General features: G+C 46.3%; 22 protein-coding genes. All 22 read left to right on the forward strand.

What is annotated here, in order from left to right; translation table 11 throughout:
• Nucleotides 1-36: 36 nt before the first annotated feature.
• The 22 genes from paaA to BAA9072_RS11500 all read left to right on the forward strand — a co-directional run bounded on the left by paaA (nt 37) and on the right by BAA9072_RS11500 (nt 20,788).
• Complete coding sequence (paaA, locus tag BAA9072_RS11395) at nt 37-1,005, forward strand: 1,2-phenylacetyl-CoA epoxidase subunit PaaA (protein WP_201714807.1); 969 nt, start codon at nt 37-39, stop codon at nt 1,003-1,005.
• Between the two features lie 16 nt (nt 1,006-1,021).
• Nucleotides 1,022-1,378: a 1,2-phenylacetyl-CoA epoxidase subunit PaaB gene (gene paaB / locus BAA9072_RS11400; RefSeq protein ID WP_201714808.1), complete on the forward strand. Its 357-nt coding sequence runs from the start codon at nt 1,022-1,024 to the stop codon at nt 1,376-1,378.
• Nucleotides 1,375-2,193 (forward strand): 1,2-phenylacetyl-CoA epoxidase subunit PaaC, encoded by an 819-nt coding sequence (gene paaC, locus BAA9072_RS11405; RefSeq protein WP_201714809.1) that lies wholly within the window; start codon nt 1,375-1,377, stop codon nt 2,191-2,193. The genes paaB and paaC overlap by 4 nt, the downstream gene beginning before the upstream one ends.
• 13 nt (nt 2,194-2,206) lie before the next feature.
• Entirely contained in the window at nt 2,207-2,686 is a 480-nt protein-coding gene (gene paaD, locus BAA9072_RS11410) for a 1,2-phenylacetyl-CoA epoxidase subunit PaaD (protein WP_201714810.1), read from the forward strand.
• 105 nt (nt 2,687-2,791) lie between these two features.
• Entirely contained in the window at nt 2,792-3,100 is a 309-nt protein-coding gene (locus BAA9072_RS11415; protein ID WP_201714811.1) for an EthD family reductase, read from the forward strand.
• Nucleotides 3,093-3,872: an enoyl-CoA hydratase/isomerase family protein gene (locus BAA9072_RS11420; protein WP_201714812.1), complete on the forward strand. Its 780-nt coding sequence runs from the start codon at nt 3,093-3,095 to the stop codon at nt 3,870-3,872. The genes BAA9072_RS11415 and BAA9072_RS11420 overlap by 8 nt, the downstream gene beginning before the upstream one ends.
• Nucleotides 3,873-3,884: 12 nt before the next feature.
• Nucleotides 3,885-4,658 carry an enoyl-CoA hydratase-related protein gene (locus BAA9072_RS11425; protein ID WP_201714813.1) on the forward strand — a complete coding sequence of 258 codons (774 nt, stop codon included), beginning with the start codon at nt 3,885-3,887 and terminating at the stop codon, nt 4,656-4,658.
• A gap of 23 nt (nt 4,659-4,681) precedes the next feature.
• Nucleotides 4,682-6,199 carry an aldehyde dehydrogenase family protein gene (locus tag BAA9072_RS11430; RefSeq protein WP_201714942.1) on the forward strand — a complete coding sequence of 506 codons (1,518 nt, stop codon included), beginning with the start codon at nt 4,682-4,684 and terminating at the stop codon, nt 6,197-6,199.
• A 68-nt stretch (nt 6,200-6,267) separates the two neighbouring features.
• On the forward strand, nt 6,268-7,143 hold the full coding sequence (locus BAA9072_RS11435; RefSeq protein ID WP_201714814.1) for a 3-hydroxyacyl-CoA dehydrogenase: 876 nt from the start codon (nt 6,268-6,270) through the stop codon (nt 7,141-7,143).
• The gene (locus tag BAA9072_RS11440) at nt 7,140-8,345 is read left to right on the forward strand and encodes a thiolase family protein (RefSeq protein ID WP_201714815.1); all 1,206 of its coding nucleotides are present in this window, start codon (nt 7,140-7,142) and stop codon (nt 8,343-8,345) included. The genes BAA9072_RS11435 and BAA9072_RS11440 overlap by 4 nt, the downstream gene beginning before the upstream one ends.
• Before the next feature lie 74 nt (nt 8,346-8,419).
• On the forward strand, nt 8,420-8,641 hold the full coding sequence (locus BAA9072_RS11445) for a hypothetical protein (RefSeq protein ID WP_201714816.1): 222 nt from the start codon (nt 8,420-8,422) through the stop codon (nt 8,639-8,641).
• 153 nt (nt 8,642-8,794) lie between these two features.
• Nucleotides 8,795-9,670: a phenylacetic acid degradation operon negative regulatory protein PaaX gene (gene paaX, locus BAA9072_RS11450; RefSeq protein ID WP_201714817.1), complete on the forward strand. Its 876-nt coding sequence runs from the start codon at nt 8,795-8,797 to the stop codon at nt 9,668-9,670.
• Nucleotides 9,671-9,796: 126 nt separating this feature from the next.
• Nucleotides 9,797-10,753 carry an NAD(P)H-dependent flavin oxidoreductase gene (locus BAA9072_RS11455; RefSeq protein WP_201714818.1) on the forward strand — a complete coding sequence of 319 codons (957 nt, stop codon included), beginning with the start codon at nt 9,797-9,799 and terminating at the stop codon, nt 10,751-10,753.
• Between the two features lie 492 nt (nt 10,754-11,245).
• Entirely contained in the window at nt 11,246-12,217 is a 972-nt protein-coding gene (locus BAA9072_RS11460) for an ABC transporter substrate-binding protein (protein WP_201714943.1), read from the forward strand.
• Nucleotides 12,218-12,233: 16 nt separating this feature from the next.
• Entirely contained in the window at nt 12,234-13,262 is a 1,029-nt protein-coding gene (locus BAA9072_RS11465; protein WP_201714819.1) for an ABC transporter permease, read from the forward strand.
• Nucleotides 13,237-14,031, forward strand: a complete 795-nt coding sequence (locus BAA9072_RS11470; RefSeq protein WP_201714944.1) for an ABC transporter ATP-binding protein — start codon at nt 13,237-13,239, stop codon at nt 14,029-14,031. Before BAA9072_RS11465 ends, BAA9072_RS11470 begins: the two co-directional genes overlap by 26 nt.
• A 397-nt stretch (nt 14,032-14,428) precedes the next feature.
• Entirely contained in the window at nt 14,429-14,824 is a 396-nt protein-coding gene (locus BAA9072_RS11475) for a thioesterase family protein (RefSeq protein WP_201714820.1), read from the forward strand.
• A gap of 101 nt (nt 14,825-14,925) precedes the next feature.
• Entirely contained in the window at nt 14,926-16,032 is a 1,107-nt protein-coding gene (locus BAA9072_RS11480; protein WP_201714945.1) for a Leu/Phe/Val dehydrogenase, read from the forward strand.
• A 72-nt stretch (nt 16,033-16,104) separates the two neighbouring features.
• A complete protein-coding gene (gene pdhA, locus BAA9072_RS11485; protein ID WP_201714821.1) occupies nt 16,105-17,169 on the forward strand; it encodes a pyruvate dehydrogenase (acetyl-transferring) E1 component subunit alpha in 1,065 nt (354 codons plus the stop codon).
• Between the two features lies 1 nt (nt 17,170).
• Nucleotides 17,171-18,166: an alpha-ketoacid dehydrogenase subunit beta gene (locus BAA9072_RS11490; RefSeq protein ID WP_330999287.1), complete on the forward strand. Its 996-nt coding sequence runs from the start codon at nt 17,171-17,173 to the stop codon at nt 18,164-18,166.
• A gap of 15 nt (nt 18,167-18,181) precedes the next feature.
• Nucleotides 18,182-19,360 (forward strand): dihydrolipoamide acetyltransferase family protein, encoded by a 1,179-nt coding sequence (locus BAA9072_RS11495; protein ID WP_201714822.1) that lies wholly within the window; start codon nt 18,182-18,184, stop codon nt 19,358-19,360.
• A complete protein-coding gene (locus BAA9072_RS11500) occupies nt 19,361-20,788 on the forward strand; it encodes a dihydrolipoyl dehydrogenase family protein (RefSeq protein ID WP_201714823.1) in 1,428 nt (475 codons plus the stop codon).
• Nucleotides 20,789-20,891 lie beyond the last annotated feature (103 nt).

The following is a 20,891-nucleotide window of genomic DNA, read 5'->3' on the forward strand; positions in this document are numbered from 1 at the left end:
ATACCGTGAAAACGGTGTGATAAAGGAGGGGCTGCAATGAGTGACGTATTGACAAATCAACCATTGAAGGAAGATGAGCGTATGGCTCATTTCATGAAAAAAATCGAGAAGGACGAAAAAATCGAAGCCGATGATTGGATGCCCGATGAATACCGGAATGCACTGATCAAGCTGATATCCATGCATGGCATCAGTGAAATCATGGGGGCACTTCCTGAGAAAGAGTGGGTTCCGAAAGCACCGACCCTAAGGCGAAAACTGGGGATCATGGCAAAGGTACAGGACGAGATGGGACACGGACAGCTTCTGCTTCGTGTTGCGGAAGATCTGATGAAGCCTTATGGGAAAACAAGGGAGCATATCATGAGAGATTTGTTTTCGGGAGATTTAAAGTTTCATAACGTCTTTCATATGGAAGCGCCGACCTGGGGAGATGCGGGGTTGATCGGTTGGCTAGTGGACGGGGCAGCGATTATCACACAAACAAATATGCTTCAAGCTTCCTATGGTCCGTATGCCAGGGCATTAAAGAGGATTTGTGCGGAAGAGGTATTCCATGCCCAGCATGGTGAGGCGATCATCATGGCTCTTACAGAAGGAACCCCCGAACAGAAAGCATTGGTCCAGGATGCAGTGGACCGTTGGTGGGAATCTCTTCTGATGTTCTTTGGACCGGGTGATGCGAAGACAACCGGTTCTTCTAAGCAGGATATCACTATCAAGTACAATATCCGCACGAAGACAAATGAACAACTGCGTCAGGATTTCTTCACGAAATATGTGCCAAGAATGCTGTCATTGGGGCTCACGCTTCCGGATGAAACGATGTACTTCGATGAAGATAAAGAGTGGTGGATCTATAAGCAGCCTGACTGGAGCCGCTTTAAGGAAATCATCCGCAATAATGGGCCGAAATCGAAGGACCGCCTCCGTTTGAGGGAATTATCCTACGATAACAATGCATGGGTCCGTGAAGCGTTGAGCCCTGGTGACCAAGTAAGCTAGAAGGGAATGAGAATGCATGTCAGACAAGGGGCAGAACTTTTATCAGGAATTTGAAGTGTTCAGTAAAAGGTCGGACGGGGCGCAGATGCAGCATCAATTCAGTCTGCTGGCTCCGAATCATGAGCTAGCCATGGTCATGGCTCAAGAGAACTTCATGAGAAGAGAGCCTGTTTCGGATATATGGGTAGTGAAGCGTTCGGATGTAAGAATGATGACACCCGAAGAAAGAGAGAGTGTCTCACGCCTTGATAATAAAGACTACCGAAACGCCAAAGGTTACGGCTATTTGAAAAAGAAGTGGAGACAGTACCAACAGGAAATGCTTGATGAGAAAGAAATCATGTCATGGGGAGAGCTGGTGAAGAAGAAATGAAAGTGAAACGTCCTGATGATATTCCGAACGAGGATTATAAGGAAGCCCTTTTGAGCCTCCTTTATCAACTGGCCGATGATGATTTTATCCTTGCTTACCGAGGTTCTGAATGGCTGGGGCTCGCTCCCCATATAGAAGAAGATGTTGCGTTTTCTTCCATCAACCAGGATACGATGGGGCATGCCACCATGTTTTATCAGCTCCTTGAAGAGTTGGGAGAAGGGGATCAAGACCATCTCGCTCATGGGCGGAAAGCGACTGAACGAAGAAATGCCATCATACTTGAAGAAGTGAATGGACCTGGAAACTATATGGAGGAACCCCGCTATGATTGGGCCTTTGCTGTGGTGAGACATTATTTTTACAGCGTGGCGAAAAAGGTGAGGATTGACGCATTAAAGAATTCCTCCTATGAACCACTCGCCGATATGGCCATTAAGATAAACACAGAATTATACTATCACCTGCTTCACTGGAAAACCTGGTTCATTCAGTTAATGAATGCCGGAGGGGAAGCAAGGGAACGCATGAATAAGGCAATGGAACGAGTGCTGGATGAATTTCAGGGAGTCCTGACCCTGGGACCAATGGGGAAAGAAATGTCTCTTATGGCGCTGATCGAAGGTGAAGAAAGCTTAAAGAAACGATGGGAGATGGCCATTCAACCGGTATTCCAATCGTCTCAACTATCCTTTCCACCGATTGTAAGCATGAAGAAGGGGAATGGACGCTTAGGTGAACACACTCCTGAACTGGATACAGCACTTTCCACATTAAGCGAAGTTTATAACACAAATCCCGCAGCAAGCTGGTAAAGGATGAAGGAAAATGACTGCAACCGCTTTAGATGTTCTTCAAACTGTGAAAGATCCTGAAATAGATTCCATCAGCATTGTGGACCTCGGAATGGTCAATCGCATCGATCATCAGGAAGACATTCTAGTGATCGAACTGCTTCCCACTTTTGTAGGCTGCCCGGCACTGGATATCATTAAAGGCAATGTGGAGAAGGCATGCAGGGAGCAGCTTGGGATTCAATCTGTACAGGTTGAGTTCGTCTACTCTCCGCCTTGGACATCGGATCGATTGACTGAGAAGGGCCGTGAGAGGCTGAAGGAATTCGGCATCGCACCTCCGCCTGAACATTTTACAGGGGAAGAAGATTGGGAGATTCATTGCCCATACTGTGATTCCCTCTTTACCTCGATGGAGAACCTGTTCGGACCGACCGCCTGCAGAAGCATCCTCTACTGCAAAGAGTGCCGTAACCCGTTCGAAGCCATGAAGCCGATATCGACGATGATGTGAAGTAAGATTGGATTTTATAAGCCGTAAAGGAAACTGAAATCAACTATTACTACTTTTTTATTAAAAGATAAAACATATTTTGAAAATCAAAGGAGAGATTCCACTATGGTAAAGCTGATTGCATTATATAAGCACCCTGAAAACAAAGAGAAATTCGATGAGCACTACTTCAATACCCACGGTCCAATCACGGCGAAGATCCCTGGTCTTAAAAAGATGGATGTTACACGGATCGTCGGTTCTCCCATGGGAGGGGAAGGCAAATATTATTTAATGTGCGAAATGTATTATGACAATCATGAAGCATTGAAGGCAGCCATGAAATCCGATGAAGGAAAAGCTTCAGGGAAGGACCTTATGGGCTTTGCCGCAGAACTCGTCACCCTAATGATCGGCGAAGAAGTGAATGAATAAAGAGTACGAATATATTGTAGTGGACGAGAGGGACGGACTTGGTTTCATAGAATTGAACAGACCGAACGTCCTTAACGCCATCAATCGTCCTATGGTATCAGAGTTGGTTCATGCTTTCGAGGCATTTGACAAGAACGACAATGTAAAAGTGATAGTGTTGTCAGGAAGGGGCAGAGCGTTTGCTGCAGGAGCAGACATCGATGAAATGGCAGATGACGGCGCCATTGACCTGGAGCTCTTGAATCAGTTCACCGAATGGGACCGCCTGGCATGGATCAAAAAGCCGATTATCGGTGCGGTCCAGGGATTTGCACTAGGTGGAGGGTTCGAGCTTGCCCTTTGCTGTGACCTGTTATTCGCTTCCGAGGATGCGAGCTTAGGCTTTCCTGAAGTGAATCTTGGGGTCATGCCCGGGGCAGGCGGGACACAGCGGCTGACAAAACTGATAGGGAAATCAAGAGCAATGGAATGGTTGTTATCGGGAGACATGTTTACAGCCACCCAAGCACTCGAATGGGGAGTCATAAACCGGACGATTCCGAAAGAATTATTGGTGGAAGAAACAGAGAAGTTTTCCAGGAAACTGGCTGCTAAGCCTCCACTTTCCCTTCGCTTGATAAAGGAGTCGGTACATAAAGCCGTCGATTCCCCGATTTATGAAGGAATGCAGTATGAGCGCAAGAACTTCTATCTGCTTTTCGCCTCTGAAGATCAGAAAGAAGGCATGAAGGCTTTTGTGGAAAAACGGAAACCGGATTTCAAAGGGAAATAAGGAGGCTGCATCATGTTCGAAACGATTAAATATGAAGTGAAAAATAACGTAGCCTGGATTACCTTGAACCGTCCTGATAAGCTGAACGCTTTCATCCGACAACTCAATCTGGAAATCCAAAAGGCTGTGAAGGACTCTTCGCGAAATGAAGACGTGAGAGCCATTGTCATCACGGGAGAAGGAAGGGCGTTTTGCTCAGGGCAAGATTTGAGTGAAGTGGATGAATCCATGGATCACGGTGAAGTGCTGCGCCATCATTATGGTCCGATGGTGAAAGAAATCGAGCAGTGTCAAAAACCGGTCATCGCAGCCGTCAATGGAGTGGCTGCAGGAGCAGGCTTCAGTTTGGCCCTCGCTTGTGATTTCAGGCTTGTGTCTGAGAAAGCGAGCTTTGTGCAAGCATTTGTCCATGTAGGATTGGTCCCGGATTCAGGGAATTTGTATTACTTATCTAAGATTATTGGATATGCCAAAGCGCTTGAGTTGGCCGTTTTTGGCGAGAAAATAAAGGCGGTCGATGCAGAAAAACTGGGTCTTGTCACCAAAATCATCTCAATTGATGAGTGGCAGGATGGAACCTCTGCCTTTGCCGAAAGAATTGCCTCTATGCCGACAAAGGCAATCGGCATGATGAAGCGTTTATTAAAGGGAAGCGGAGATCTTTCCTTTACCGAATACCTGGAAAAAGAAGCCTGTGCCCAACGGATAGCGGGACTTACAGAAGATCATCGTGAAGGTGTGACAGCCTTCTTGGAGAAAAGAAAACCAGCCTTTCACGGAAAATAAACCAACCTAAAGGAGATGGAATGATGTCTACAGTAAAAGAGCAAAGCTTTGAAGTCCTTGAAATGAAAAGAGAACATTACTCATTGGTGATTAACGGTCAACGTATGGAGAGTGGTTCTGGTGAAACCTTTACGACTTACAATCCGGCAACTGGCGAAGCCATCGCCACCGTGTCACTGGCGTCGGTAGAAGATGCGGAAAAAGCGGTAGAGGCAGCAAGAAACGCATTTGATTACGGTAAATGGAAGAAGTTCCCGATCAACAAGCGCTCACGAGTGCTCAATAAAATTGCAGGCATTATGAGATCCCGTTTCAATGAACTTGTTTCCCTTGAAATCATGGACAGTGGCAAATCGCTATCCGCGGCACAAGGCCAAGTGATGCAGGCGATCGAAGACTTTGAATTTTATGCAGGAGCCATCGTGGGTCATCGTGGAACGGTCAATAACGTTCCAGGACAATTCACGAATGTTGCTGAAAAAGAGCCGGTCGGTGTCTGTGCTCAGATCATCCCTTGGAACTATCCTTTGATGATGGCAGCATGGAAAATCGCTCCTGCCATCGCCGCAGGCTGCTCGGTTGTAGTGAAACCGGCAACTCTTACACCACTTACGGCCATCGTTCTTGGGGAAATCTGCATTGAAGCAGGAGTACCTGAAGGGGTTGTTAACATCATCCCGGGAGCTGGATCTTCTGTGGGTAATTGCTTAGTGGAACATGAAAAGGTTGATAAAGTAGCCTTCACAGGTTCAACTCCGATCGGTAAAAACATCATGGGAAAAGCATCCCAAACGTTAAAGAGGGTCACTCTTGAATTAGGCGGAAAATCCCCTAACATCGTATTTGATGATGCTGATTTGGATGCAGCCGTTGACGGTTCCCTATTCGGAATCTTCTATAATACAGGACAATCCTGTGAAGCGCGCTCCAGGTTATATGTACATGAAGACATCTACGATGAGTTCATGGAGAAATTCGTTGAAAAGACGAAGAAGCTTAAGCTTGCCGACCCTCATGATAAAGGCACTCATATCGGAGCGATCATCAACCAGGATCAGCTTGATACAATCGATGGGTATGTTCAGTCTGCCAAAGATGAGGGAGCCACGATCTTAGCCGGGGGTAGCACGGCCAAGGTAGAAGGCTTTGAGAATGGCTACTGGTATGAGCCGACGATCATCACCGATGTGAATCACGACATGAAGGTTGTCAAAGAAGAGATCTTCGGACCTGTTGTGGTCGTGATGAAGTTCAAGGATGAAAAAGAAGCCATCAAAATGGCAAACGATAGCGAATATGGACTGGGTTCAGCCGTATGGACGCAAAATCATGGTCGTGCTACAAGAGTATCAAAAGCGATCCAGGCAGGAATCGTCATGGTGAACTGCCCGTTCTCCGCATTCCCGGGTACTCCATTTGGAGGCTACAAGCAGTCGGGATTCGGCCGCGAGCTTTGTGTAGAAACACTCGATCTTTACACAGAAACGAAGAGTATCATTTCGTACTTTGGAAACCGTCCGTTAAATCCATTTGGCGTATAAGAAAGAAGCATCAGCAGGGGTTGTCCTATCAGGGTCAACCCCTTATTGCAAGAAAGGGGAAATGAAGTATGACACAGCATATCGTGGTAGTAGGTTCCGGTGTAATGGGTAGAGGGATTGCCTATGTAAGTGCAACAGGAGGATTCAGGACCACACTGGTTGATATTAATCAAGAGCAGTTAGATCATGCGAGAAATGAGATTGGGGTCATTTTTCAAAAAGGGATTGAGAGAAACAAGCTCACTCAGCAGGAGTACGTGGAAACAAAAGAGTTGATGAGCTTTTCAACGAATTTATCCATTGCCGTCAGGGATGCCGACGTCGTGATCGAAGCCGTTCCGGAAAAGACAGACATCAAGCGTGGTGTGTTCGAAGTGCTGGATGCCCATGCCCCCGAATATTGCTATCTGGCGACCAATACCTCCACTATGAGTCCGACTGAGATCGGCTCCTTTACGAAACGGCCAGACAAAGTAATCGCCATGCACTTTTTCAACCCTGTACATAAAATGCCACTCATTGAAATCATCAGGGGATTGGAAACAAGTGATGAAACAGCAGAGGTCATCCAGCAGGTCGCCCGCCTGATGGGGAAAGAAACGGTGGTGATCAATGAGTTCCCCGGATTTGTCACAAGCAGAATCTCGGCACTTGTCGGAAATGAAGCGTTCTATATGCTGCAGGAAGGACTCGGATCTCCGGAGGAAATCGATAAGGCGATCAAGCTCGGCCTTAATTATCCGATGGGGCCGTTTGAGCTTGGTGATTTAGTCGGGTTGGATACACGATTAAACAATCTTAAGTACCTTCATGAAAAGCTTGGGGAAAAGTATCGACCTGCACCCCTGTTAGAGAAATACGTGAAGGCTGGCCGCCTCGGGAGGAAAACAGGTAAAGGGGTTTATGATTATACCGAAACGAAGGAAAAGGAGCATCAATCATGAGAGAGGTTGTCATTGTCGATGCCGTCCGGACCCCGATTGGAAAATACAAAGGCTCCTTAAAAGAGGTCCGTCCTGATGACTTAGGAGCTCACGTCATTAGAGCTCTTGTGAAACGGAATCCAACGGTGCCCGTGGATGCGATTGAAGAAGTGGTACTTGGAAATGCCAACGGTGCCGGAGAGGATAATCGGAATGTCGCACGGATGTCGACTCTGCTCTCGGGCCTCCCTGTCGAAGTCGGAGCGACTACCATCAACCGTCTATGCGGATCAGGACTGGATGCTGTGAACTATGCAGCAAGAGCCATCCTTGCGAATGAAGGGGAAGTCTTCATTGCAGGGGGAACAGAAAGCATGACTCGTGCTCCGTACGTCATGGCGAAACCTTCGAAGGATTTTCCAAGAGGCAATATGGAAATGTTCGATACGACAATCGGATGGCGCTTCGTCAATTCCCGGCTGAAAGAAAAATACGGGACCGATTCTATGCCGGAAACAGCTGAAAACGTAGCGAAGCAGTTTGGCATTTCCCGTGAAGAACAGGATCATTTTGCGTATTGGAGTCAAATGAAAGCGAAACGTGCCATGGACGAAGAACGTTTTAACGAAGAGGTCGTACCAGTTGAATTACAGGATCGCAAAGGGAATGTCTCTACCTTTTTGAAGGATGAACACCCAAGACCCGAAACGAATAGTGAGAAGCTGCAAAAGCTAAAGCCGCTGTTTCAAGGAGGAACCGTTACGGCAGGGAATGCTTCCGGCATAAATGATGGTGCTTCGGCCCTTTTATTAATGAGCAGGGAAAAAGCGGATGAATTAGGCGTAACGCCACTTGCCCGCTACGTGACTTCAGCAACATCTGGCCTTGAGCCTTCTGTCATGGGACTGGGACCGGTCTATGCTACACAGAAGGTCCTGAAACGTTCAGGTCTTGCCCTTGACGAGATTGGTTTAGTCGAGTTGAACGAAGCCTTCGCAGCCCAGTCCATCGCCTGTATCCGTGAACTTGGACTGAATGAAGAAATCGTCAACGTCAATGGAGGAGCCATTGCCTTTGGTCATCCACTCGGGGCAAGTGGAGCACGCATCCTTACCACTCTTCTATATGAAATGAAGAAAAGGAAGGTCCGATACGGCCTGTCTACCATGTGCATTGGAGTGGGGCAGGGTATCGCGACCTTAGTGGAAAACATAGAATCGTAAGTGCCCTGTTTATGCAGGGCTTTTTGTGATTAAGACATTTCTTTTATAGAAAAGATAGATGTGAGGTGATTCAGATGGAATTTGAAATCTTGACAGTGGAGAGTGAAATCCCATGTCTTGTAGTTGCAGACGAGGATAACGGAAGGTTCATGATACGGAAAGCCGACACAAGCGGAGAAGTGTTCAACAGCCAGGAAGAGCTTGTGAACTGGATCGATGAGAACTGGTCCCAGGAGAAAATTGTGAACACATATGATTTTGTGAAGATGTTGGAGATGCTGAGGGTGTATCATTGAAGGTCAGGCTTTAAGGGAGAGCCTGATTTTTTTGTTTGTATACCTTCATTCAAGAAGATTCATTTATCTCCCCTGGAGGTTTGTGATATTATATTAACTAAACGTAAAATTAACGTCATGAAAGAATGAGATATAACAAAAGGAGAGGCAGCAATGAATACAAGGTCAATGATCTTTACACTATACGGGGACTATATCCGGCATTATGGAAATAAAATATGGATTGGCAGTTTGATCCGTCTCCTCAATGAATTTGGTCATAACGATCAAGCCGTCCGAGCCGCGATTTCAAGGATGAATAAGCAGGGGTGGGTCAAGGCGGAGAAACAGGGAAACAAAAGCTACTACTCTCTCACAGAACGTGGAGTGGCCCGCATGGAAGAGGCGGCAAACAGGATATTTAAGCTGAAGCCTGAGCAATGGGACGGAAAATGGAGAATCCTTATGTATTCGATTCCTGAGGAAATCAGGAGTATCCGGGATGAGCTGAGAAAGGAATTGGTTTGGAGCGGATTTGGCACTCTATCAACAAGCACGTGGATTTCTCCTAACAACCTTGAGAAACAAGTGCAGTCCCTGATAGGGAAATATGATATCAAACAATACGTCGATTTCTTTATCGCCGAGTACGAAGGCCCCAATGAAAATCAGCGATTGATTGAAAAGAGCTGGGACCTGAACGATATCAATGACCGTTACCAGGAATTCATCTCCCGCTACAGTCAGCAGTATATGATTGATAAGAGTAAAATCGGTAAAGGGCAAATGACAGATGCTGAATGTTTCGTTGAAAGAACGAAGCTTGTCCACGAATACCGGAAATTCCTCTTCGTCGATCCAGGCCTGCCGGAAGAACTTCTTCCAGAGAAATGGCTTGGAGCACACGCTGCCACTCTGTTCGGAGAATACTACAAAGAACTCGCAGAACCGGCATCCCGCTTCTTCGAAAGTGTATTTGAAGACGGCAATGAACTGAAAAACAAAGACCTGAGCTATAATGTGATGACCCATCCATTATTGCTGGATTGAACAAGTCCACCTGTCGGTTCCATTCGGCAGGTGTTTTTTTTGAGGGACGGACCTCTAGAATCCGAGGGTGACACTTGTCGAACAATTCCAAAAAGTATAACATAAAATTAACGAAGGAGGATTATAATGAATAACCTAACGAACGTCTTACATATAAAATATCCCATCATTCAAGGCGGCATGGGAAATATCAGTAATGCTCCGCTGACGGCGGCTATCTCCGAGGCCGGCGCATTAGGGACAATCGGTGTCGGTACTATGGGTGTGGAGGAAGTAGAGGGGATCATTTTAGATACGAAAAAGAGAACCACCAAACCTTTCGCTCTGAACATCCCGATTTCCATCACTCCTCACCTGCAGGATATGATCAGGCTCGTCGTAAAACACGGGGTACCGGTCGTTTCCTTATCTGCAGGAAACCCGGCTCCCCTCATTCCTTATTTCCACGAACACAACGTTAAGGTGATTTGCGTCGTCGCTTCAAAAAAACAGGGAAAAAAAGCGGAAGAAGCAGGAGCGGACGTGATTGTGGCGGAAGGATATGAAGCTGCCGGCATCAATTCCAATCTTGAAACGACCACCCTGGCTCTCATCCCTCAGCTCGTCGATACGGTGAAGATTCCCGTGGCGGCAGCAGGGGGCATCGGTGATGGTCGCGGGCTTGCTTCCATGCTTGCCCTTGGCGCCTGCGGGGTACAGATGGGAACACGGTTCATCGCGACAAAAGAAGCTCCTTTTCATGAAAACTATAAATCTACTCTGGTAGATGCTAAGGACGATGGTACAGTCATCGTAGGCCGTTCTGTCGGCAGGGTCAGACGGGTGATGAAGACCCCATATGCAGCAGGACTGCTTCAAACAGAGCAGGAAGGGGTGGACCTTGATGAGTTCAGTCGGATGACTTCCGAGGATTATCATCGTATCGGAGCACTTGAAGGGAAGCTGGATCAGGGCTTTATAAACGGCGGGCAGGTGTCTGGGCTTGTATCCGATATTCCGACGGTAGCAGAGCTACTGGAGAGAATGATAGGGGATGCACAAGAGATTTTTAGAGAGCTCTCCAGTAAAGGAATGCAATTTTAATTTTAATTGAAGCGCTGATCCTTGTAGGGAGAGCGCTTTTTTAGTGGAACAGGTTTAACTATCTTCCACTATCAAGTCAGAAAACTATAGCAAAAAACGATTGAATAAGCTGTAACTGAAAATGAGGCCACGCGAGGTTGGTCGTCTCATAAAAACTACTACAATCTCAATGAATTGGCGATTCCACAAATACTAGACAAAGTAAGCCCAAAGCCATGACTCCCCATTCAACCTCCACTCTTCCCGAAAAATTTTCCTCAATTCACTCTAGATATTCCCCTCAAGACCGACTATACTAGTATTAATTTTTAAATTTTCGGAATATTATTGACTATTTTGTGACAGGAGTGATAATATAACGTTGTATTTACGTTGAGTGGTATTTTTATCATATCTGGATTTGCTAGTCTTGTAGACTACTCATCATATATCAGGAAGAGAAAAAGGGGGATTTCTGTGAAGAAGAAGAGTTTATTACTTATTGTCATTTCTATGCTATTTGGAATGCTGGTTCTATCAGGATGTGGTAGTGATAAGAGTTCCGGAGATGGAGATGGTGAGAAGCAGTATGTGATCGGGGTAACCCAGATTGTGGAACATCCATCTTTGGATGCGGCGTTTGAAGGTTTTAAGAAAGCTTTGGGTGAAAACGGTTTCAAAGAAGGCGAAAATGTCAAATATGATGTTCAAATCGCCCAAGGAGATCAAAGTAATTCACAAAGTGCTGCGAAGAACTTTGTTGGAGATGGTGTCGACCTGATCTTTGCTAACTCAACCCCAAGTGCACAGCACGCTCTGAATGCAACAAGAGATATTCCGATCGTTTTTACTTCTGTTACGGATCCTGTTGGTGCTGAATTGGTGAAATCTTTTGACGAGCCTGGTGAGAATATTACGGGCACGACCGATACTCATCCTGAAGCGATCTCAAAGACCATCCAGTTTATAACGGATGAAATGAAAGCCAAGAAGATTGGGATTGTGTATAATTCCGGCGAACAAAATGCTGTCGTTCAGGTAGCTGAAGTGAATAAGCTTGCCGAGGAAAAAGGTGTGGAAGTGGTAGAGGCTACGGTTTCAACGTCCGCTGATGTGAAACAGGCAACTGAATCCCTGGTAGGAAGAGTGGATGCCATTTACATCCCGAAAGATAATACAGTGGTTTCAGCGTTGGAATCAGTCATCACTGTAGCAAATGAAAAAGATATTCCTCTGTTTGTAGGGGAACTCGATTCATTGAAAAAAGGGGCAATCGCAGCGAGTGGATTCAATTATGAAGATCTTGGTTACCAAACTGGGTTAATGGCAGTGAAGATTTTGAAAGGTGAGAAAAAACCTTCTGAAATCCCTGTACAGGCTCCTGAAAACTTCGAGTTGATGTTCAATAAAGCAGCAGCTGAAGAACAAGGTGTGGAAGTACAGGAAGCCTGGTCAGATCTTGGGAAGTTTATAGAAGAAAAATAGGAAGGGATGATGATTCGTGCCAACAGCTATATTCGCATCCTTTGAATCTGGAATCATTTACGCTATTATGGCCCTCGGAGTCTACCTGTCCTTTCGGATATTGGATTTTCCTGATTTAACAGTCGATGGCAGCTTCGTTACCGGAGCCGCTGTCGCTGCAACCATGATTGTCAGTGGCGTAAACCCCGTTATTGCAACGATTACGGCGATAGTGATCGGATTTGTAGCAGGATGTATAACTGGATTACTTCATACGTTTGGTAAAATCAATGCCTTATTGTCGGGAATTTTAATGATGATCGCACTATATTCCATCAATCTCCGGATCATGGGGAGATCGAATGTACCCCTTCTCAGTCAGGATACTGCGTTTACAGGAATTGAAGGTTTCTGGTCACCACTGGGAATCGATGCCGTCCTAAATAAAGTGTGGATGGCCGTCGGACTGGGGGAACCTGTTCCGGGAACGTGGAGCATTCTATTCATCATGACGATCATTACGCTTGTGATCAAATTTTTGACAGACGGATTTTTGAAAACGGAAGTCGGGTTGGCTTTAAGGGCGACGGGGGATAATCAGCGGATGATCCGCAGCTTCTCTGCCAATACCAATCTGATGATCATTTTAGGTTTAGGGATTTCAAATGGGATGGTGGCCTTATCCGGTGCCTTGATCGCCCAGTACAGCCGATTTGCCGATGTGGGAATGGGAATTGGGATGATCATCATTGGACTTGCTTCGGTTATCATCGGTGAGGCATTATTCGGAACCAAGTCGATCGCACGTACGACCTTAGCCGTTATAGGCGGGGCAATTATCTACCGATTGGTCGTTTCTATGGCACTTCGTGTCGATTTCCTTGAAACAGGTGATATGAAGCTGATCACGGCGACCATCGTTATTCTTGCTCTTGTTATGCCAAAGGTGATGGATCGTTACAAAGATAAGAAACGGAAGGCGCAGAGAATGGCGGAACGGATAAACCAAGCGTCGATTTCAGAGAGGAAGGGTGATGGCCGTGTTACAATTAAATCGAATTCATAAGGTATTCAATGAAGGGACACCGGATGAAAAAATCGCCCTTGACGATATTCAACTCTCTCTGAGACCAGGGGATTTCGTCACGGTCATCGGAAGTAACGGTGCAGGAAAATCGACATTGATGAATATCGTCTCAGGGGTGCTGCTTCCTGATATCGGAAACGTGTTGATTGACGATCACGAGGTATCGAAGGTTTCTGAGTATAAACGGTCAAAACTGATCGGTCGTGTGTTTCAGGATCCCATGGCAGGAACTGCTCCATCCATGACTATTGAAGAGAACCTGGCTATGGCGTATTCCAGAAATCGAACACGTACCTTTAAAATGGGTGTGACCAAAAAAAGGAAAGTGTTTTTTAAGGAAGTACTGGAAACACTTCACCTTGGGCTTGAGAATCGGTTGAATGCGAAGGTCGGATTACTATCTGGAGGGGAGCGACAGGCGCTTTCTTTATTGATGGCCACCTTCACCGAACCGTCGATCCTCCTGCTGGATGAACATACGGCTGCACTGGATCCGGCCAGAGCGGATCTGATTACGAACCTGACGAAAGAGATTGTAAAAAAGTATAACCTTACCACTTTGATGGTCACCCATAATATGCAGCAGGCCCTGGATCTCGGGAACCGCTTGATCATGATGGATAAAGGCCAGATCATTTTGGAAGTGAACGAAGAGGAGAAGAAGCACCTTACTGTCGAAGGACTGCTCCACGAATTCCAGCGGATCCGAGGAAGTAAGCTGGCAAGCGACCGGGCACTTCTTTCATAGGAGAGAAAAAGAATAGACAACCTTCTGTAAAAAGCAACGGGATATTGTTCCCGTTGCTTTTTATTTTGGAGGAGGGGGTCATTTTATGGTTGTCGGGGCTGGTCGAGCCGCCTGCGCTTTTGTTCATCCAGCTCCGGCGGCTAGCCCCTCGAGGTCATAAGCTAAATGATCCAAGAAGGCAAAGAACGCCTTCGTGGCTCATTCATCTTATGCTTGTCGGGGCTGTTCAAGCCGCCTCCGCTTTTGGGGTATGTCCGTCCCTCTGCATAACTTATATTAATATAATATTTTAAATATTTTAACAATTTATTGACTATTTATAAAACAAAATGTTATTATATCGTTGAATTAACGTTATATAAAAATATATGATTCGTTGGTTTAAAGGGGGAAAGCAATGAAGTCTGGATTAGCAGTGGGACATACCGCCGTCGTAACGACTGAAGTAATCCCCAGCATGTATGCCCAATTTGAAGGAAGCGTGGTTCACCCCGTGTATTCGACGGTTTCAATGGTGTATCACATGGAATGGGCATCAAGGAAAATCATTCTACCCTATTTGGAAGATCATGAAGAAGGGATGGGGGCAAAGGTAACCGTCGAGCATAACGCTCCGGCGAAAACCGGTTCCTGTCTTGAAATTAGAGCGAACGTCATAAAATATGAACGGAACATCATCCTCACCGAAGTAACTGTCAGAGATAAAGAGAGTGGCAGGCTCATTGGAAAAGGTGAAGTAAAACAAGTGGTGCTCCCTAAAGAGAAAATCAAAGAGAGAATGAAAGAGAGCTAGATCCACTTTAATAACACATTGTAAAAGGAGGAAACGGAGTGTCTAATATATCGACTGAATTGAAAGCGGTTACAAACAGAGGGCTTGTAGGGGGAAATGAAATGGATATGTTCCAAAGAATTCAAAACCATGAGCAGGTTGTTTTTTGCAACGATGAAGAAACAGGGCTCAAAGCGATCATCGCCATACATAACACTACTCTTGGACCAGCACTTGGCGGATGTCGGATGAGGCCGTATGCATCAGTAGATGAAGCGCTTGAGGATGTTCTGCGTTTATCCAAAGGTATGACCTATAAATGCGCCGCAGCCGATGTGGACTTCGGTGGAGGGAAGGCGGTCATAATCGGGGATCCGGAAAAAGATAGGCATCCGGAGCTGTTCCGCGCATTCGGTCAATTCGTTGAATCCCTTAACGGACGTTTCTATACAGGGACAGACATGGGTACTACGCCCGAAGATTTCGTATACGCCTTGAAAGAAACGAATTGTATCGTCGGCGTCAATGAAGAGTACGGAGGGAGCGGTGATTCATCCATCCCGACTGCCCTTGGTGTCATTTATGGCTTGCAGGCGACAAACCAAAATGTGTGGGGCTCAAAAGATCTACATGGAAAAAGCTATGCCATTCAAGGGCTTGGGAAAGTTGGGTATAAAGTAGCTGAGCGACTGTTGGAAGAGGGAGCAGATCTGTATGTAACGGATATTAGTCAGAAATCCATCGATCTATTGGTTGCGAAAGCGAAAAACATGGGAGCCGGTATCAAGGTCGTATCGGGAGAAGAGATTTACTCTGTGGATGCAGATGTATTTATTCCTTGTGCCATCGGAGGCATCATTAACGATCACACGGTAGATCAGCTGAAAGTAAAAGCGGTCGTAGGCTCTGCCAATAACCAATTATTAGACCTGTCCCATGGAATGAAGCTTCACGAAAAAGGGATCCTGTATGCCCCTGATTACATCGTTAATGCAGGGGGACTGATCCAGGTAGCAGACGAATTATACGAGCCGAATAAGGAACGTGTCCTTCAAAAGACAAGTGCAATTTACAATAGTCTTCAGAATATTTATCTGCAATCAGAAAACCAGCACATGACCACGGTGGAAGCAGCCAACCGTTTCTGTGAGGACCGAATCCATTCAAGAACAAGAAGGAACAGCTTTTTCTCTCATGCTAAACGTCCGAAGTGGTCGGTGAGAACGTAAATCCTGATATTATTTTATAAAAATAGGAATAACTCCAATTTTTAACAATAAAGCACCACATGAGGTGATGGAATGATCGAGGAATTTCAATTGGTCCAGGTGATGGACGAACAAGGACAACTGGTTCAAGGCGAGTTTGAAAAGGATATTTCGGAAGGTTTAGCTCGGACTTTTTATCGACATTTAATCAGGATTCGTACTTTTGATCGCAAAGCGGTAAGTTTACAGCGTCAGGGGCGAATCGGAACGTATGCACCGTATGAAGGGCAAGAGGCTTCCCAGGTGGGGAGCGCACTTGCCCTCCAGGATAAAGACTGGTTATTTCCATCCTATCGGGATCATGGCGCCACCATGACATTCGGACATTCCCTGCTTCACATACTTCTTTTCTGGAAAGGGCGAAATGAAGGTTGTGTGCCCCCTCAAGGAAAGAATATTTTCACTCCGGGTATTCCGATCGCGACCCAGCTTCCACACGCGGTGGGGGCAGCTTATGCAGAGAAAAGAAAGGGGACACGAAATGCAGCCATTGTGTATTTTGGTGATGGAGCCACTTCTGAAGGAGACTTTCACGAAGGACTGAATCTGGCGAGTGTTTGGGATGCGCCGGTTGTTTTCTTTAATCAAAATAACCAGTTTGCGATTTCTGTTCCTTTGCACAAACAAATGAAAACAAAAACCATTGCCCAAAAAGCGTTGGCCTATGACATCCCAAGCGTGCGCATCGACGGCAATGATATTTTTGCTGTTTATTTTGAAACGTTGAAAGCATTGGAGAGAGCAAGAAACGGGGACGGACCTACTTTGATCGAGTCGGTGACCTGGAGATACGGTGCCCATACAACAGCAGATGATCCAACAAAGTATCGTGACCAACAGGAAAGTGAGTCCAGACGTAAGGATAACGATCCTGTCGACCGCTTAACGGCATTCATGAAACAAAGAGGCTGGCTGGATGAAGAGTGGATCGCTTCTGTTCAAAAGGAATGTGTGAAGGAAGTGAACCTCGCCGTCGAGGAGCTGGAAGCCTATCCGGCAGCAGACCCGAGTATAATCTTTGATTATGTGTTTGCCACTCCAACATGGACGATTCAGGAACAAAAAGAAAAGCTCCTTGAGCGATTGAGAGGTGAATAGAATGAGCACCTTAACGAAAATGAAGACACTTACGATGGTTCAGGCCATAACGGATGCCATGAGAGTAATGCTGCAGGAAAATGAAGATGTCCTGTTAATGGGTGAGGATATCGGGATGAATGGTGGAGTATTCCGTGCGACTGATGGTCTGCAACAAGAATTCGGTGAAGTCCGGGTTCTGGATACACCATTAAGTGAAGCAGGTTTTATCGGGGCGGCCATCGGGATGGGATTGAACGGATTTCGCCCGGTAGCGGAGGTCCAGTTTTTAGGATTCATCTATCCTGCCTATGAGCAAATCATGACTCATGCATCCAGAATCAGAGCCCGTACCCTTGGACATTTCACCTGCCCGTTGGTGATAAGGGCTCCTTATGGGGCGGGGGTCCGGGCGCCTGAGATTCACTCCGATAGTACCGAAGCACTTTTCACTCACATGCCGGGAATCAAGGTGGTGTGTCCCTCCACACCGTATGACGCAAAAGGGCTATTGATAGCGGCCATTGAGGATCCCGATCCCGTTCTATTCCTTGAGCCCATGAGATGTTATCGCTCTTCCAAAGAAGAAGTGCCGGAAGAAAAGTTCACAGTGGAAATCGGGAAAGGGAAGGTAGTCACAGAGGGGGAGGATGTCACAATTATCTCATGGGGAGCGATGGTGAAGGTCGCCGAAGATGCAGCGAAGGAAGCACACAAGAAAGGGATTTCCTGCGAGGTACTCGATTTAAGAACTCTCTACCCCCTTGATAAAGATTTGATTTCAAGCTCGGTACAGAAGACCGGGAGAACCGTCATTGTTCATGAAGCCCATGCCACGGGCGGCGTTGGAAATGATGTACTGGCGATTATCAATGATAAATCTTTTTTATACCAAAAAGCACCTACAGAACGGGTAACAGGATTCGATACCCCTGTCCCGTATTTCGGATTTGAAGATTTTTATTTACCTGACAGTAAACGAGTACTGGCTGCAGTGGAAAACGTAGCTCGCTATTAGACAAGGAGGGAGACTATGGAAGTAAAGCTTCATGATATTGGGGAAGGGATGACCGAAGCCAATGTCAATCACTTTCTTGTAAAAGTGGGGGATGTTGTGATAGCGGATCAACCACTGGTGGAGGTTCAAACAGATAAAATGACGGCAGAAATCCCGGCACCTTTTTCCGGTGTGATCAAGGAGTTTACCGTAAGTGAAGGGGAAACGATTCCAGTCGGATCGACGGTTTTGTTGATGGAAAAAGAACTTAAAAATGAAAGCCGCCGAATCATCCCGCAAACCACTCAAGTATTTAAGAAAAAAAGGATTCTTGCCTCCCCCTATACAAGAAAAATCGCGAGGGAAAATGACGTCAACATAGAAGAAGTGGTTGGGTCCGGATCCGGTGGAAGGATCGTCGATGAGGACGTACTCCTTTATATGAAAGGAGAACGCGGGACAGCTCCTATGCAGGTAGAAGAACAAAAGCAGGTTGCCCCATTGCCGTCAAAAGAGACCGACGTAAAAACCATCCCTTTCCGTGGAAGACGTAAGCAGATTGCTTCCAAAATGTCACAGTCACTCAGAACGATCCCACACTGTACCCATTTTGAAGAAATCGACGTTACGAATCTATTAATCTGGAAAGATACTCTGAAAGCGGGGGACGTCTCCATTTCAATGGGAGTATATTTTATCAAAGCCCTGTCTGTCTGTTTAAAAGAGTTTCCGATTTTCAATGCCCGACTCCACGAAGAGGAAGAATGCGTCGAGCTACAGGCTCACCACAATATTGGAATCGCAGTAGACACTGAGGAAGGTCTGATCGTGCCTGTCATCAAACAGGTGGAAGGGAAAACAATGAGAGAAATCCAAGCTGAAATGAAGGACCTGACAGTCAAAGCATTGGATGGAAAACTCACGATGAAAGAAGTCAAAGGAGGTACCTTCACGGTCAGCAATGTCGGTCCGTTGAACGGTTCAATCGGAGCCACCCCGATCATTAACGAGCCGGAAGTTGCCCTCGTCGCCTTTCATAAAACGAAGAAGCGTCCGATGGTGAATGAACACGATGACATTGTCGTCCGTTCCATGATGAATGTATCCATGTCCTTTGATCACAGAGTGGCAGATGGCGGGACAGCCGTGAAGTTTACGAACCGATTACGAGATTTGATTGAACAGCCTCAATCCATGCTTTTGGAGTTGATGTAAATGGTAGTGGGAGAGATTACCGAAGAGAAAGACGTTGTCGTCATCGGAGGAGGTCCAGGAGGCTATCACGCAGCCATCAGAGCCGCGAGTCTTGGGAGACAGGTGACATTGATCGAACGGGAGGACCTGGGGGGGACCTGTTTAAATAAAGGGTGTATCCCTTCAAAGGTATTCACCCATTTTGTCCAGGAATACAAAAAGACGAAACACCTGAAGGAAATGGGAATGGAGTTTGGAGAAGTGGAGGCGAATCTTTCTACTCTGCAACACTATAAAAATAAGAAAATCACCCAGCTTCGAAAAGGTGTGGAATCGCTGTGCAAAGCGAATATGGTTGAGATCGTTAAAGGTTCGGCTTCCTTGCTTTCAGAATCCCGTGTCGGAGTCGAAAACGGACATGAGTTTTCCCTTTTCAACTTCAAAGAGGCGATTGTCGCGACAGGAGGAGACTTTCACTACCCGGGTGAAGTCGTGTTTCATCCCGATTACGTCCTGAAAGAAAGAGAGATTTTTAATCTGAAGGAGATCCCTGAGGAACTGATTGTGTATGGTTCAGATTATATTTCACTGGAGATCGCGTCTGTTTTCTCTATATTAGGAAGCCGTGTCACTCTCATCTTGAATGAGGAAGTTCCATTTGACTCCGCTGTCTTAAAAGAGATATTCAGGCAGTTGAAAAAACAGAAAATCAATCTCATCAAGAACTCCGTACTGAGTAAGGCCTGTGAAAGGGACGGACACGTCATCGTCGAGCTTGAAAAAGACGATGGAGAAACAGTGTCAATAGAAGGGTCCCACTTTGTCATAAGCGGACAAGTAAAGCCAAACCTGCCGGAACTCGGTCTCGACCGACTCCGTATGGAAATAACGGAGCAGGGTTATATCCAAACAGATCGGGAGGGACGGACCTCGATTCCGCATATTTGGGCGATTGGGGACGCGACGCAAGGTCCGTCCCTCGCAGTCAAGGCGATCAAGCAGGGAAAGGTGGCCGCTGAGGCGATGTCCGGTCTTTGTGTGGAAGTGGATCTGCAGTTTGTGCCGACTGTGGTGCAGATGATTCCACCGATTGCGTTTGCGGGCCTTACAGAAGAAGAAGCACGTAAGGAAGGTTATTCGGTCACAGTGAGTGAGAACCCTTTGAGAGGAAATGGGTACGCCCAACTCACAGAGGAGAAGGATGGATTCGTAAAAGTCGTGTCAGACAGTGAAACGGATGTGGTCCTTGGTATTCATATGATGGGAATGGGAGCGGTCGAGCTCATCACCTCAGGTATGCTGGGCCTTGAAATGGCGGCGAGGGATGAGGACTTTCGCTTTCCACTTTATCCGCACCCGAGTATGAATGAATGCCTGCTGGAAGCGGTCGAAGGATTAAAGGGGGACGCTGTGCATATGTCTCCCAGAAAAAAGGAGCCCGCAAGGTGAAAAGGGGGACGGACTTCATTACAGAGAAGCGTTTAAGCTTTACTAGCCGCTCTTGAGAAGTTCTATAAAACAATTTAATATAAAATTCAGAATATACTTACGT

Origin of the sequence: Rossellomorea arthrocnemi (assembly GCF_904424705.1) — a bacterium.
In the GTDB taxonomy this organism is placed as follows: Bacteria; Bacillota; Bacilli; order Bacillales; family Bacillaceae_B; genus Rossellomorea; species Rossellomorea arthrocnemi.